Raw genomic sequence first — 15,307 nt, forward strand, 5'->3', positions numbered from 1 at the left:
TATTGTTAAATAACTAAATTTAAAAAATTGGATCATTTTGTAGAGTATTTCAAATCGGAATGAAAAAAAGTAAGGAAGTGGAGTTGGAACAAACAAAAAGAGGGAGTGGATACTTATGATAATTTGGTTTCGTCACTTACCGCAAATAAGTATGGATATTGTAGAATGGACTCCTTTCATAAAAAGTAATTGGTTTCGAAAGAACTATATGAAATTTGTTTATTTACTCCAGATAATTATTTTTTTGATGTCTCTATTTTTTGATGCATGGGTTAGTCGTATCAATACATTTTCTCTCATCGTAATAGGTATCTTTGTCTTCATCATTCACGAAATCCTTCACATTCTTGTGATAAATAAGAAAGGCGATATTAGCTTAACATTTAGCGGTACTTTTTTTTGGTTACATACAAATGCAGTTTTATCTAAAATGAGATTTTGGTTCTTTATGAGCCTGCCCTTCATCACATTATCCGTAATGCCTGTCATTGCCTCATTCTTTGTATCAGGAAATACTAAATCAATTTTATGGTTTATATGTTGGATAAACTTAATAATTTCTTCCTCTGACATCATAAATTCATTATTAATTGCCATTAAGCCTAAGAACTCAATATTTTGCAGAGGTTATTATAGAGTGGAGAAGGGTTAGTAGCATTTCCACAATTATAGGCTAAGGGGAAATAGTGCAAAACAAAAAGATTTAATTTAATGTTTTTAACAAACGGATAGTTTTATTTCAGTAACGGTTCTAAAAAAACGGGGCAATAAAGGAACAAGGGGTGTGCATTAAACTGGCCAGTTTGTTCTGCATACAAGAGGTGGGCGAGGGAATGTAAAAGTTATTTAGGGCTATCCATGTTATCTTGGTACTATTGTTTGTTGCGATTATTATGATTAGTTCCTATTCCACAACGGCGGTGAACATATTAGAAACTATCGTCATAGTAGTTTCTTTGTTGTATATATTTTTTTATAGAAGACTTAAAAGACATAACGCTCAAGTTTAATTCCTTAATCGGAGGCGATTTCAGCATAGGGATTGCCTCCGATCTACATAAGGACCATATAAACAAGTAGATAATGTATTGGATGTGAAAGTAATGAAAAAGAAATTTGATGAAGCTATTGGACTACGGAAGAGCGAAAATTATCAAGAATCTAATGAACTATTTATGGAACTGGTACAAGAATTTCCTGAGAATGCATCAGTTAACTACCATTGTGCTTGGAGTTTTGATTTATTAGGAGAAGAATCTAAAGCAGTGCCTTTTTATGAAAATGCAATTAAATTTGGATTGTCTTCAGAGGAACTAGAAGGGGCATTTTTGGGGTTAGGCAGTACATATAGGACATTGGGAGAATATAAAAAATCCAAAAGGGTATTTGAAATAGGGATGGAATCATTTCCAAATAATAAGGCCCTTCAAACCTTCTATTCAATGACCTTATATAACTTAAATGAGCATAGTAGAGCTATGGAGTTGTTACTTAAATGCTTAGCAGATACAACGGTTGATGATGATATTCTAAGTTATAAAAAGGCTATTAGTTTCTATTCGAATAAATTGGATGAAATTTGGAAGTAATTATGAATAAATCTACTTAGATAGATGTTTTTCCATTTATCCAAAAGGTGAATAAATTAAGATCTAGATTTCTGTAAACGGTGGCGTTATTGGCAAATTTTTATGTCAGAAACGTGCCAATTCATTGATTAGCAGTATCATTAAATTGAAATCTAGTCTTTTATGTTAGCCAGCAACTATAGCCAAATATGAAGGCAAGTTAGGTGTTCCGTGTATGAATATAGGTCCAGTAATAGCTTGTCTTTTTACTAGTGCCCTGCTTTTCCTTTTTAGTTACTTGATATGGAAAAAACAAGAATTCACTCTCATTGCAGCTTTCAATGAGAACACTTTTCGGGGAGATAAAAATAAGTTAGCTAATGCAGTAGGTTTTTTCCTTATGACTAGTGGGGTACTTATTCTTATTTTGCCGTTAGGTATTGGAATAGTAGGATTAATTGCAGGACAAGTGATTTCTATTTTGATTATTTTAGGTATTGTTATACTCGTATTTTACATTAATCGACTAAGTAAATCGGTTGCTTAATTATGTTTACCGCAATAGGGGGCGCTTCATGCATAAGGGCTGTGTCAGAATAGGGCCAAATAGTGTAATAAAGGAGTTGTTTTAATGCTTTTTACTGGAGAAAGAATTCGATTAAGAAAAATGTCCAATGAGGATATTTCGATTTACCATAAGTGGAGAAATGATATTGAGGTTATGCAGTATACAAATCCATCTTTAGATGTTTTCACTTATGCTGATACTGAAAGATTCGTCAATAGTGTGATCGAATCTCATAATTCAAAGGGGTATGTGATTGAAGAAATTAGTACCAGTAAGCCAATCGGAGTTACATCACTAATCAACATTGACTACGTGAATCGGAACGCAGAATGTATTATAGATATAGGTGATAAGGATTACTGGAGTAAAGGATTAGGATGGGAGGCATTTAAGCTATTATTAGATTTCGCTTTCAAAGAGTTAAATTTACATAAGGTATATCTGCGCGTGTTTTCTTTCAATGAGCGGGCAATAAAATTGTATCAAAAGCTTGGATTTGTTAAAGAAGGAAAATTGGAAGAACAGCTTTATCGAGATGGAAAGTGGCATGACATCATTTTTATGGGACTTTTAAAAAGAAACTACAAAGAATGAATTTAGGGTTCCCCTTCAAACGGGCACGGTTAGTTCAATCAGGAATGGAGAATATATGTAACTACGAATAACATTAGATGCTAGGAGGGGTTGTTTGAAAAAGTTCCGTGGAAAAAGACGATACTTTCGTAATTTATCGAGAGAAGTATCATTAGAAACCTGTAATTTACAATGTGGTAATGATGCGTGGTTTGACTTATGGCATAACCATCTCGATTTTTCTGGATATGGAAATCATAGTTTGAGGATACGAAGAAAGCACATTCAGGCACATATAGATTTATATAAAAATATATTAAAAAAGCTTGAAACTTTAAAAAAACCATACCAATCTTGGGTTCATATTGACGATGAAGACGCTGGTGGTGATGCAGTTTTTATTCATACGCCAAATCCAAAGGAAGATAATTTCCCCCTTAAAGTAGAAAGTTTGAACTGGAATTGCACAATCCCAACTGTTTTCCAAGATTTAATTAATACAAGAGATTTTATGGTCGGACAATATAAAGCTGATGGTGGTTACATTATCCAGTCCAAAACCCAGGGGGATAGAGTGAATTCATATTGAACTAACGGGGGCGTTTGTTGGAGCTCAATAGTAAAAAATGCTTAAAATTTATTATAAAAGTCGCACACTATTTCACCAAGAATGACCCCGTATTGAACAATCTTTCTTTCAAAACGGGGTCTTTTGATTTTTCAAAAAATGTAAGTTTGCTTGTTGTTTTTGATTAAAATTTATTCCAAAACTATATTAACGGGATAAAAGATAAAACAATTAAAAGAAATCACCCTAGTCTATCAAGGTGTCATACTCAAAGGTAATCGCTGCAAGGACATTTCCTAAAATATTTCTTGAATAGTATAGAAAAAAGCCCTGACCTTAATTGGCACTGACTGTCGTTTTTGAAACAGTTAGTGCCAGGAAGTTTAGGATTTGGTGCCTACATAGACCGATTCGGGACGAAAAACTGTGTTATCGTTTTGCTGTTCGATAGCATGTGCAGACCATCCTACGATTCTAGCAACACTGAATGTAGGGGTGAAGAGTTCGCGCGGCATGTCGATGGAACGCATGATGGCCGCGGCGTAATATTCGACGTTTGTATATAGTTTACGGCCTGGTTTATGGGTTTCGAGCAATGCGATTATTTCTTTTTCTGCAGCTGTCGCAAGATCTAGCCATATATCTTCGCCTTCCATGCTTCTGCATTTATCTCTTAAAAGGATGGAGCGAGGGTCTTCTATTTTGTAGATACGATGCCCGAATCCCATAATTCGTTCGCCGTTTCCGAGTTTCTGTTCGATGACTTTGCTTATATTCGATTTGCTGCCGATTTCATTGAGCAAGTCAATTACTCCCGCAGGCGCTCCTCCGTGAAGGGGGCCTTTCATAGCGCCAAGTGCAGATGTGACTGCTGCCGTGAGATCTGATTCAGTTGAGATAGTGACTCGACCGGCGAATGTGGATGCGTTCATACCGTGTTCCATCGTGAGTGTAAGATAAGTTTCAAGCGCTTCGATGTGTACTGCACTTGGAATGGTGCCCGTCAACATCCATAAATAGTTGGCAGTGTGGGATAGCTCCAAATTGGGTTCGATGATTGGTAGCTCGTTGCAGTTACGATAGTGACAGGCGGTTATTACAGGTAATGCCGCAATTAGATGGACCGCTTGTTCCTCAATTGGTTGATTTTTGAAAGCCAAATCACAATAGGCGGAAATCACTGTTCTCATTGCATCCATTAAAGAGATTCCATGTGGAAGTGCATCTATGATTTCCTTTATATAATTTGGCAGTTTCCTGCCTTCAACCATTTTTTGTTGAAATGAAATCAGCTCTGTTTTATTTGGAAACTGGCCGAATAAGAGAAAATATGTCATTTCCTCGAATGAGTGCTCGGGGACCAATTTACCTATTTCTTTTCCCCTATAATACAATTGCCCGTTATCTCCATCGACATCTGCAATATGTGTATGAACCGCTACTATATCTTTTAGTCCTTTTTTAAACATAACCATTCCTCCTTTTTATTAGTATAGTTTTTATGTATGATTAAATAAATTGAATATTTATTATCATATTGATTACTAATATTAATTAAGGGTGGTGTTTACACTGGATTACCATTGGCTTCGAACATTCATCGTTGCTGCAGAAACATTAAATTTCAGAAGGGCTTCTGAAAAATTGTCAGTGTCTCAACCAAGCGTGACTGTCCACATCCGGCTTTTGGAAGAGCATTTGGGCATAAAGCTTTTTGATCGGATAAATAATCGGGTGTCATTGACAGATGCGGGCAGACTGTTTTATTGCGAGGCCTTGAAACTTATAGAATCATTAGATGAAACAGTTCATCTAATGCATGAATTTACGCAAGGGTATCTGCAAAACTGGACAATCGCCATATCTCCACTCATCGCCGAGACGATTTTACCGTATTATTTACGGACATTCATAGAAAGTCATCCAGATGTGAAGCTGTCTATACGAGTGGAGGAATCCGAACAGATTGAAAAACTCGTCGACGACGGTGAAGTGCACCTAGGGATTTCCGCACTGGAAGCCACACTCAGAAATATGAAATCAATTCGAATTTACGATGATCCCATAGTATTCGTCATGCCCGTTGACAGTTATGATGAAGAAAGCGGTCCTCCAATCGATGTGCGTGAAGTATTGAAAAACAACTACTTGCTAACACACCACCACCCCGTATTTTGGGATGAACTGCTTTTCGTTTTAAAAAAGCATGTGCCTGGCATCCGTACGATGAGAGTAACTCAAGCACATATAGTAAAACGGTTCATTCAGGAAGGTCTGGGGAACTCGTTTCTACCTCTTTCTATAGTTCGGCGAGAGTTGACGGAAGGCAGACTGATGCGGCCACATTTCGATTTGTTCGTATTGCCGAGTGTGTCGACATTTATTCTTGTGAAGAAGATGGGCCGTTTGGAAGAAGAGTTTATTCAGGGGATTTTGAAATTTCATTTTGGGTGAGATGACGTGGGGGATTTGATGTGAATGTTTTTCTTAACTGTTGGAATCCTTGCCTTTTATACAGGAAATATTTCCAGTGACAATGTTGTCTATATGATTATTGTAGCTGGTTCAAGTGTGGATGTATTTGCCATAGCACAAATTGTATAATTGATTCAAAAATAGTTTAAGGGATGCGATTTTTGTGAGTAGTGTACAGTAATCAGGGTCATTTACGTAACAAGGGCCAGCACTCAATTTAAATGTTGGACACGATTGCAAAACGAATTATGTTGAATATGAATTTTAAAAGAGCGAAAGGAGGTTCCAATATGGGGTTAGTCATAGAAATTACGCGTAGTGTACTACCTCTTATAATAGTAGGGGGGATTGGAGTGTTTGTAGTTTTAAGGCTTAAACATAAATACAAACAGGGTAACCTTGGCCAGAAAAAAACAAAGGGTGCTCAAGCTTTGTTAGATAGCTTAATACCGTTGGGAATGCTTTTTGGTTGTGCTATCAGTGTGGTTTTCAGCATGTTTTTCTCACTCTCTCTGGTAACTATGATTAGTTTAGGAGCTGGAATAGGATTATTATTTGGATATATTGCTTATGAAATTTACAGTAAGAGAGAACCAATCAATTATTCATAAAAACCAAACCAACTAACGGGCGACATAGTGAAACAGTTATAAGATGAAATGATCAAAGTTTTTATAAGGATGTAACTTTCTTATAAATCTATGTCTGACAAACAACGCATACTGATCGACAATGCAAAAAAAAGCGAATTCGAATTAATTACTAATTCGAATTCGCTCTTTTTATATCACTCACACATGTGCAGCAGCCGTTTGGAAAAACTCTTCATACAACGAACGGAGCACATCCGTTTCATCTTTTTTATGGACCCCGAACACGAGGCTGACCTCGGTCGATCCTTGGTTAATCATTTGAATGCTTGCACCAGTTTTCGCAATCGCTGTTGCGGCACGGGCTGTTAAACCAGTTGTATCCCGCATACGTTCCCCAACAAGAACAACCATCGAGTAATCACGACGGAAATACGCATCGTCGGCTTCAAGTTCTTCTTTCACACGGTGTAAAATGCGCGCTTCTTTTTCTTCAGTTAAAAACGTATCGCGAATAATGACGGACATGTTATCGATTCCTGAAGGCGTGTGCTCAAATGGAATTTCTTCTTCCTCCAAAATTTGAAGCAAGCGTCGACCGAAGCCGATTTCCACGTTCATTAAGTATTTATCGACGAATAGTGTTGAGAACCCGTCATCTGCAGCAATACCGACAACCGGTTGTGTTCCGCATTCCCGCTCTTTCACAATCATTGTTCCACGAGCACTTGGATTATTTGTGTTTTTAATGCACACCGGAATGGAGTGCAAAAACGCAGGACGCAATGCCTCGTCGTGGAATACTGTGAAACCTGCGTAAGAAAGCTCACGCATTTCACGATATGTCATCGTATGGATTGCGCACGGCTGGTCGACGACATTCGGATTGGCAGAAAACACCGAATCGACATCCGTGAAGTTCTCATACAGTTCAGCACCAGTTGCTGCAGCGAGCAGGGAACCCGTGATATCTGAACCGCCACGATTGAATGTACGGAGTGTTCCGTCTTTTGTATAACCAAAAAATCCTGGGAACACGACAATGCCAGGTCTATTTCGTAATTCAGCAAGGAGTTCCTCACCTTCAGGAAGCGCCTGCACCCGTTGAGGACGTTCATTGACTAACAGGCCGCCTTCTTTCGGACAGACATACGTCGCTTCCATGCCAATCGACTGTAAGTACGCAGCAATGAGTTTCGCGTTGTTGTCTTCACCGGACGCTTTTAGGCTATCCATAAAAAGAATTGGATCTTCTTTGTCTAGAGAAAGTCGTTCACGTAAGTCTTTTTCGATTACAGAGTTCATTGTGCCATTGAGACCTAGCTCTTTTGAAATCTCTTCATAGCGTGCAAGGACTTGGCGGAGTTCAGACTCTGCGTCTTGCCCTATCAGTGCTTTTTCAGCTAGGAGAATGAGCAAATCCGTCACTTTGGTGTCTTCACTGTGTCGTTTACCGGGAGCGGAAACAACAATAATTTTTCGGGATGAATCGGAAAGGATAATGTTTGCTACTTTTTTGATTTGTTGTGCCGATGCAACAGACGTTCCGCCAAATTTACAAACTTTCATTTCACCAGATCCAATCTTTAATTAATTATGACTTGTGTGATATATTGAATAACAATACCACGATAGGGTTGTCCTGTGAAGACTTTATCTTTATACTGTCTCTATGGAAAGTACAAATGTTGTTACATAGTGTACATATAGCGAGGGGAATCGTCAAATGAGAAAAGAAATCGGAATTGGCTTACTAGGTTTCGGGATTGTTGGAAGTGGCGTTGCAAAGATTTTACACAATCACCGTGATGACTTGCAGCACAAATTAGGCGTGCCTGTACGCATTAAGCGTGTGTTGATAAAAAATAAAAACAAAGAACGTAATACGGAGTTGCCGAAAGAGGCATTCACAGACCAACTGGACGACTTGCTGAATGACGACTCAATCGATTTCATCGTAGAAGTATTTGGTGGAACGGATGACGCAAAAACGGCGATAGAGCGCTCGTTAAATGCGGGAAAAGGAGTTGTTACGGCCAACAAGGACGTCATGGCTGTTTATGGAAAAGAGTTGCTGGCGTTAGCCGATAAAAACAGTTGCGATCTGTTCTATGAAGCGAGTGTAGGTGGCGGAATTCCACTGATTCGTACTCTTGAAGAGGGACTTGCGTCTGATCGAATTACCTCGTTACTTGGTATTGTTAACGGGACAACGAACTTCATCCTCACGAAGATGAAGGAAGAAAAGAAGACGTATGAGGATGCACTCGCTGAAGCAACAGCACTTGGCTATGCAGAGGCGGATCCTTCAGCTGATGTAGACGGCATTGACGCAGCCCGTAAAATGGCCATCCTTGCATCGCTTTCGTTTTCGTCTGAAGTACAACTGGATGATGTTTTCGTGCGCGGTATGAGTGTCATTGAAGATGGAGATCTGGAACTTGCAGAGCAATTTGGGTATACCATTAAGATGGCAGGATCTGCAAAGAAGGATGAGAACGGTATTGAAGTGGCAGTAGAACCTGTTTTCGTAAATAACGAACATCCTCTTGCTTCTGTTAACAACGAGTTCAACGCAGTCTACGTTTACGGAGATGCAGTCGGGGAAACGATGTTTTATGGACCGGGTGCAGGATCGTTGCCAACTGCGACATCTGTCACGTCCGATATCGTAGCAGCTTGTCGAAACCTTTTGCTCGGGGTGAATGGAAAACGAATTCATTCATTCCAATATGATCGCAAAGTGAAGTCGGACGATCAGAAATTTGCAAGCTATTTCCACCGGATTTCTGTCCAGGATGAAGTCGGTGTGCTGTCGCGTTTGTCTTCTATATATAGCCATAATAAGGCGAGCTTGGCAACGGTGATTCAACATGCGAATCCAAAGCGCGAAAATGCGGATTTAATCTTCATTACACATGCGATTTCCAGAGAACAACATTTGAAAGTTATTGAAGAATTGAAAGTGGCACCAGAAGTAAATTGCGTACTTAGCCACTATCGAGTAGAGGGGGACTGACCGATGAGACGATGGAATGGACTAATTGATGAATATCGGGAATGGCTTCCTGTAACGGAGCAAACACCCGATTTAACGCTACAAGAAGGTAATACACCACTCATTCACTTGAAAAACTTATCTGAACAGTGGGGTGTGAATTTATATGTGAAAACGGAAGGTGCCAATCCGACGGGATCGTTTAAAGACCGCGGGATGGTAATGGCCGTTGCAAAAGCGAAAGAAGAAGGAAAAACAACACTTATTTGTGCGTCAACAGGCAATACTTCTGCATCAGCAGCAGCATACGGTGCACGCGCAGGGATGCGAACAATTGTCGTTATTCCTGAAGGTCGGATTGCGCTTGGAAAATTAGCACAAGCCAAGATGTATGGCGCTGAAATCCTTGAAATCGAAGGAAACTTCGACGAAGCGTTGCAAATGGTACGAGAAGCTGGCGGAGGCGACATCGCCCTTGTAAACTCGGTCAATCCGTACCGGTTAGAAGGTCAAAAAACAATTGCGTTTGAAACGATTGAACAACTCGGAAGTGTTCCGGACATTTTTGCGTTGCCAGTAGGAAACGCCGGCAACATTTCAGCTGCTTGGAAAGGCTTTACGGAGTATGCGGAGAAAAAAGGTGGAGACAAGCCACAATTATTAGGCGTGCAAGCGGATGGTGCAGCACCGATTGTGTACGGTCGTGTTTTTGAGGAGCCTGAAACAGTTGCGACTGCCATTCGCATCGGTAATCCAGCGAGCTGGCACTTAGCAGAAACGGCTTTGTCGGAATCAGGCGGCCATATTTTATCGGTAACAGATGAAGAGATTCTAGAAGCGTATAGCCTACTTGCTGCAACCGACGGTGTGTTTGCTGAGCCTGCTTCATGCGCAACAATTGCAGGACTGAAGAAGCGCATAGAATCAGGAGAAATCGAGAAAGGAACGACGATTGTAGGGGTCTTGACCGGGAATGGATTGAAAGATCCTGAAACCGCAATTCGAGTCAATGATGGGAAGCCATTCATGACACGTGCGGAATTCGAAACATTCGCAGCTAACTTGCAAAAGGAGGCGAAGTAAATGGGTAGTACTCCATTTACCGTGACTGTTCCTGCGACGACTGCAAATCTTGGGCCTGGCTTTGACAGTATAGGCATTGCGCTGTCGTTATATATGACGGTGAGAGTAGAACCCGCAGATCGATGGATGGTTGTCTATGAAGACGAAGGGATGAAGGGACTTCCAACTGATGAAGACAATCTAATCGTCCAGACTATCGGAAAAGTAGTACGTCGCGCAGGGCGTGACATGATTCCATGCACACTACGCGTGAAGTCCGATATCCCTTTAGGCAAAGGATTGGGTAGTAGTGCAGCAGCAATTGCAGCAGGGATTGAAATCGCTGACCAGCTACATGATCTTAAGATGAATCAGAAAGAAAAAATGTGGTTTGGTGTCGGTATCGAAGGTCATGCGGATAATGTGACAGCAGCAATTGCTGGAGGGGTGACAATCTCTCTTTACGATCAAACGTCATTAGAAGTCATGAAGTTCGACTCCCCACCCATTGGCGGAGTGGTGCTCGTTCCACCCGTGGAGATGAAAACCGGCGACTCTCGAGGACTACTTCCGTATCAATTGGACCACAAAAAAGCAACAGAAGGAAGTGCAGCAAGTAGTCTCATGGCAGCAGCCCTTGCAAAAGGAGAATGGTCGCTCGTCGGACGCATGATGGATCGCGACATCTTCCATGAACCCTACCGGAAAAAGATGTTTCCTGATTTCGATGCAGTCCGTGAAGCGAGTCACGCACATGGCGCATATGGCATGACATTAAGCGGCGCAGGTCCGTCACTGTTTGTTGCTGTGCATTCAGGCAGTGAAGAAGAGGCAGCTCGTGTACTGGGAGAGAAATTCCCTTACTATACATGTATCGCCGTCACACCCGTTATAAAAGGTGCAACAGTAAGTGAATAATCATGTAAACAGAGGTCAACTTTGCTTTAGGCATAGGTGATCTCTGTTTTTTGTGTTCAATAACTGCCACTAAAAAAAGTCTATTTGTATTTCAGTCATCTAGTTATTTTCAATGACCAACGAAATATAATTTTGTTGGTCATTGGTTAAATAATGTACTAAAATGTTTGTTTTCTGTTTGACATAACTGAGGAAAAAGAATAATATTCAAGGTATAAGTAAACGATGTTTTAAAATGTTTGCTTAAAACCAAACAAAGAACAGGGGCGTTTGTGCAATGGAGAACTCAGATTTATTTTGGAATGCCTCATTAACTGAAATGAAAAATGGATATTTTGAGGACCAACATTCCTATACGTGTTTGCTATGCAGTGAACGAATTGATAAAGGAATCATCTATCCTGATGGAAATACGCTCTACGAAGCGGAACGGTACATGCGGCTTCATATCGAAAATGAGCATCAATCAGTATTTGAGTACCTAATTGGAATGGAGAAAAGGCTAACAGGCCTCACTGATCATCAAAATCAGCTATTGCGTCTTTTTTATGAAGGAAAAGGGGATAAAGAGGTTCAGCATGAAATGGGAATCGGTAGCGTCTCTACGGTACGACATCATCGATTTGCACTAAAAGAGAAGGAACGACAAGCCAAGATCTTTTTGACGATGATGGAACTGTTGAAAGAAAAAGATGAGCATACACCGGCATTCATACCTCCGCATAAAACGGCTAAGATGATTGACGATCGGTATGCAATTACTGAAGCGGAGCAGCAGGAAATCCTTAAGAAATTTTTACCTGAAAGTGTGAGTGGCGGGTTAACGAAATTTCCCCCTAAAGAAAAACAACGCTTGGTTGTTTTAAGAGAAATTGCAACCTTGATTGACAGTCAAACAACCTATTCAGAAAAAGAACTCAATGAGCTATTAAAAGAAATTCATGCCGACTACGTCTTAATCAGAAGGTATTTAATCGAATATGGATTTTTGGATCGAACTGCAGATGGAAGCGAGTATTGGCTGAAGAACTAACAATGGAAAGTGAGTGAAAAGAAATGGAACGGAAAAAAGAACTAAAGCAACAATACAAAGGAACCGCTATTGAAGCAGGAATTTATCAAGTCAAGAATACAGCGAACAATAAAGTCTTTGTAGGAAGTACTAAAAACTTCAAAACACTCAATGGGGTCAAGTTTCAATTAGAAACCAATACTCACACGAACAAACAGCTTCAACAAGAGTGGGACCAATTTGGAAAAGATGTATTTACCTTCGACATATTAGAGAAATTGAAAAAGAAAGAGGAACCTTATTTCAACGAGAAAGAAGCACTATCGGAACTGGAGACGAAATGGTTAGACCAACTACAGCCTTATGGAGAACATGGGTATAACAAGCAAAAATCACTTTGACAAAACAGGGTCCACCAACTATAAAAAAGCTATCCATGATCAGGTTTCCCTTTTCAATGGATAGCTTTTTTCGTTATAGAACTATAAGTGAGGTGCATTTTTGTGTATTTTGCGGAAGGGACTTCAGAAGAAGGTAAAGAAACCTTATAGGCAATTAACTGTAGGTAATGTATTACTTTAATATTTTTAAGTCATATGAATACACTTTTTTGTTTTGGGATTCATTGATGATGGTATCAAGACCATGGATATCAATAGAATCCGTTAAATTACCTTTCTCCAATGAATAAGATTCTAAAAAGTAGTGTTCTTTTTTATCTGGGCTATATCGCAATACATATAAATTTCCTTCTTTAAAGTATGTTTCTTCATTGTGGCGAACTTTAGAGTTACTGACTTTATTAAGACTAAAATCTTTTGATACAGCTGTTGAATCTAGATTAAAAGAATATATTTCACCTAATCCGTTAGCATAAAACAATTTGTTGTTATGGATCGTGGCAGAGTTTTTATAATTATAAGGAATTGTAGCGGTTAAATCTACATTAGTGTAGTCAATAAATTCAAATGTCTCTTGCTCCAATGTTTCTTTATTAATTCTATAAATCGATACTGTTTCATTAGTATCATTGATAATTGTAGATAAAATTAGATAATAATAGTTTTCATCCGATAAGATTGGTGCGAGAACTTGCATATTTTCAGTAGACTCGGATTGAACAGTAGTTATATCATTAATCTTAAGTTCCTCAGCAAATGTTACTTCCTTGAGATTGAATCTATTTGTTTCGAAATCTTGTGTGAGTATATGAACCGAGTTTTCAGTTGTTCCAGACGCAACGATATAGTAAGGGATATTATCTACATTAAAACCTTTAGAGTCCCCATATCGAACATCTGAACTGTATCCATCCTCTACAAACCCGCTGTTATATATACTAAAGAATAATTCTTTTCCTGATAGATAGCCAGTTCTTTCACCTGTGTATTGTGGAGTTTCCATTTTAAATTTTTTTATATTGTCACTGATAATATTGATGTTATTTTTATCCTCTAATAGTATTTGATCTTTGCCTACTGCTATGCTTCCAAGTTCTAGCCCCTTCATAGGGAGGGCTTGAACTGAATTATCATCCTGTACAAAAACACCATAACTTACTCCTTTATTATCAATATCCTGATCCGCTGTTGTTGATAAATAAATAATTGCTTTAGTGTTCTGGAGTAACTCCTTTTTAGAAATTTCATCTGCTGAAAGTAACGAAGTATCAGGGATACTTTTTTCTTTTGTAAAACTAATGACTAAAATCGCGACCAATAATAAGATGGCACCTATTAATATACTTTTTTTCATATTCAGTACCTCCAGATTAACAAACAAGACCGTCTCTAATTATTTCGACGGTCTTGTTTGAAAGGATTAGATGTTTCTTACTAGAACAGTGCCTTTAGCATCTCTAACATCACGTGGGTAAACCCCTAATCCACCGTCTACATCTAAATCTAACGAGCCATTTAGTTTATAAGCAGACCAAATTAGTTTGGAGCAGTTTTTAGCTCCAGTATGACTAGTTGAACGATTTGTAGCGAAATTATAAGAATAGGATTGTCCAACCTGAGTATTTGCCCAGTTTGCAGCGTTATTACGATTTGTAGTTGATGTTGTGACCGATTTAACCATAGCTCCAGAGCTATCTACTTTACGTGCAGTAGTTGAAATTGTTCGAACGCCAGCAGAAGGAACAGATTCTACAATTGTTGTTGAAGAATAGTACATACCCACATGACCATGATCTAAATAAGCTGTTTGTGAAGGTGTGTAATAGAAGTTTCCTTTTGTACTAGAACCTACACTTATAGTTCCCCCAGAACCTCCATAGGTAGACATATCAGAGCGGGCTAATTTCTCCTCCTTACCCTTTTCTTGATCATTTTTTAGTTCGGTATAAATTTGCTCAATAATACTTTGTTCTGTCTGACCTGTATTAGATGCAATCATTCGAACATCCTGTAGCAATTCTCGTTTCGAGATATCGGGCTGTAGTTTTAGAATTTCATCTACGTGTGTACCAGCAGATGCAAAACTAGCTTGGCTAAATAACATAGTTGTTGTTAAAGATAGGGCTAAAATGGTTTTTTTCATTTTTTTAAAACTCCCTTATATTTATTTGTATTTTACTAGGTTTTTGATAACAAATAAAAATAATTCTTTTACAACTTTCAATTACTTAGTTACATACTCAATAGAAATGCTGTAACAGTGGTATTTTGAAGTGTCCGACAAATGATATCTAAGTTACGTGTTCGGTCCATCTTTGTAAATAAGTTAGAAAAAAGCAGGTTGATTAATTGTAATATTCAGTCTTTAAATTGTACAATGTAACCTAAATAAGCATTTGAAAAAAGGAGTGCCCATTTTAAGAATCATTTACAAGGTTGTTGTACTTTAGTTTCAAAGATCTTAACCACCACCAATAAACCAAATATCTAACATCGAAATAATGAAATCTAACATGGTTGGCACCTCCTATCTTTGTAAAAATAGTTCCACTCAATGTGATGATACTTCTACTA

Annotated in this window: 16 protein-coding genes; 12 read left to right on the plus strand and 4 right to left on the minus strand. The window is 38.8% G+C overall.

The annotated features are described in order from the left end of the window. Nucleotides 1-109 precede the first annotated feature (109 nt). From N693_RS0104705 to N693_RS0104725, 5 genes are all read left to right on the plus strand, one after another. Nucleotides 110-652: a metalloprotease family protein gene (locus N693_RS0104705; RefSeq protein WP_025783637.1), complete on the plus strand. Its 543-nt coding sequence runs from the start codon at nt 110-112 to the stop codon at nt 650-652. Between the two features lie 451 nt (nt 653-1,103). Beyond that, on the plus strand, nt 1,104-1,589 hold the full coding sequence (locus tag N693_RS0104710) for a M48 family metallopeptidase (RefSeq protein WP_025783638.1): 486 nt from the start codon (nt 1,104-1,106) through the stop codon (nt 1,587-1,589). A gap of 214 nt (nt 1,590-1,803) precedes the next feature. Further along, on the plus strand, nt 1,804-2,115 hold the full coding sequence (locus tag N693_RS0104715) for a DUF3784 domain-containing protein (protein ID WP_025783639.1): 312 nt from the start codon (nt 1,804-1,806) through the stop codon (nt 2,113-2,115). Nucleotides 2,116-2,199: 84 nt separating this feature from the next. After that, the gene (locus tag N693_RS0104720; RefSeq protein WP_025783640.1) at nt 2,200-2,730 is read left to right on the plus strand and encodes a GNAT family N-acetyltransferase; all 531 of its coding nucleotides are present in this window, start codon (nt 2,200-2,202) and stop codon (nt 2,728-2,730) included. Between the two features lie 94 nt (nt 2,731-2,824). After that, nucleotides 2,825-3,298 (plus strand): hypothetical protein, encoded by a 474-nt coding sequence (locus N693_RS0104725; RefSeq protein WP_025783641.1) that lies wholly within the window; start codon nt 2,825-2,827, stop codon nt 3,296-3,298. A 362-nt stretch (nt 3,299-3,660) separates the two neighbouring features. On the opposite strand, the gene N693_RS0104730 is transcribed toward N693_RS0104725, so the two are convergent. Continuing rightward, nucleotides 3,661-4,746, minus strand: a complete 1,086-nt coding sequence (locus N693_RS0104730; RefSeq protein ID WP_025783642.1) for a citrate synthase/methylcitrate synthase — start codon at nt 4,744-4,746, stop codon at nt 3,661-3,663. Nucleotides 4,747-4,840: 94 nt separating this feature from the next. Between N693_RS0104730 and N693_RS0104735 the strand changes: the two genes are divergently transcribed. Both N693_RS0104735 and N693_RS0104745 read left to right on the plus strand, forming a co-directional pair. Further along, entirely contained in the window at nt 4,841-5,731 is an 891-nt protein-coding gene (locus N693_RS0104735) for a LysR family transcriptional regulator (protein ID WP_253271155.1), read from the plus strand. 311 nt (nt 5,732-6,042) lie between these two features. Further along, nucleotides 6,043-6,363 (plus strand): hypothetical protein, encoded by a 321-nt coding sequence (locus tag N693_RS0104745; protein WP_037592764.1) that lies wholly within the window; start codon nt 6,043-6,045, stop codon nt 6,361-6,363. Between the two features lie 180 nt (nt 6,364-6,543). Here the strand turns inward: N693_RS0104745 and N693_RS0104750 are convergent, their stop codons facing one another. Further along, nucleotides 6,544-7,911, minus strand: coding sequence for an aspartate kinase (locus N693_RS0104750; protein ID WP_025783645.1), 1,368 nt, complete (start codon nt 7,909-7,911; stop codon nt 6,544-6,546). Between the two features lie 157 nt (nt 7,912-8,068). Here N693_RS0104750 and N693_RS0104755 point away from each other — a divergent pair, with 157 nt between their 5' ends. From N693_RS0104755 to N693_RS0104775, 5 genes are all read left to right on the plus strand, one after another. Further along, entirely contained in the window at nt 8,069-9,361 is a 1,293-nt protein-coding gene (locus tag N693_RS0104755) for a homoserine dehydrogenase (RefSeq protein WP_025783646.1), read from the plus strand. A gap of 3 nt (nt 9,362-9,364) precedes the next feature. Further along, nucleotides 9,365-10,423 (plus strand): threonine synthase, encoded by a 1,059-nt coding sequence (thrC, locus tag N693_RS0104760; RefSeq protein ID WP_025783647.1) that lies wholly within the window; start codon nt 9,365-9,367, stop codon nt 10,421-10,423. Next, on the plus strand, nt 10,424-11,320 hold the full coding sequence (thrB, locus tag N693_RS0104765; protein WP_025783648.1) for a homoserine kinase: 897 nt from the start codon (nt 10,424-10,426) through the stop codon (nt 11,318-11,320). It abuts the gene before it with no gap. A gap of 277 nt (nt 11,321-11,597) precedes the next feature. Further along, on the plus strand, nt 11,598-12,353 hold the full coding sequence (locus N693_RS0104770; RefSeq protein ID WP_025783649.1) for a DUF2087 domain-containing protein: 756 nt from the start codon (nt 11,598-11,600) through the stop codon (nt 12,351-12,353). A 23-nt stretch (nt 12,354-12,376) separates the two neighbouring features. Beyond that, nucleotides 12,377-12,733: a GIY-YIG nuclease family protein gene (locus N693_RS0104775; protein ID WP_025783650.1), complete on the plus strand. Its 357-nt coding sequence runs from the start codon at nt 12,377-12,379 to the stop codon at nt 12,731-12,733. A 172-nt stretch (nt 12,734-12,905) separates the two neighbouring features. Here the strand turns inward: N693_RS0104775 and N693_RS0104780 are convergent, their stop codons facing one another. After that, nucleotides 12,906-14,087 (minus strand): hypothetical protein, encoded by a 1,182-nt coding sequence (locus tag N693_RS0104780; RefSeq protein WP_025783651.1) that lies wholly within the window; start codon nt 14,085-14,087, stop codon nt 12,906-12,908. A gap of 66 nt (nt 14,088-14,153) precedes the next feature. After that, a complete protein-coding gene (locus N693_RS0104785; protein ID WP_025783652.1) occupies nt 14,154-14,876 on the minus strand; it encodes a hypothetical protein in 723 nt (240 codons plus the stop codon). Nucleotides 14,877-15,307: the final 431 nt, after the last annotated feature.

The sequence above is a fragment of the Sporosarcina sp. D27 genome (assembly GCF_000586555.1).
Lineage (GTDB): Bacteria > Bacillota > Bacilli > Bacillales_A > Planococcaceae > Sporosarcina.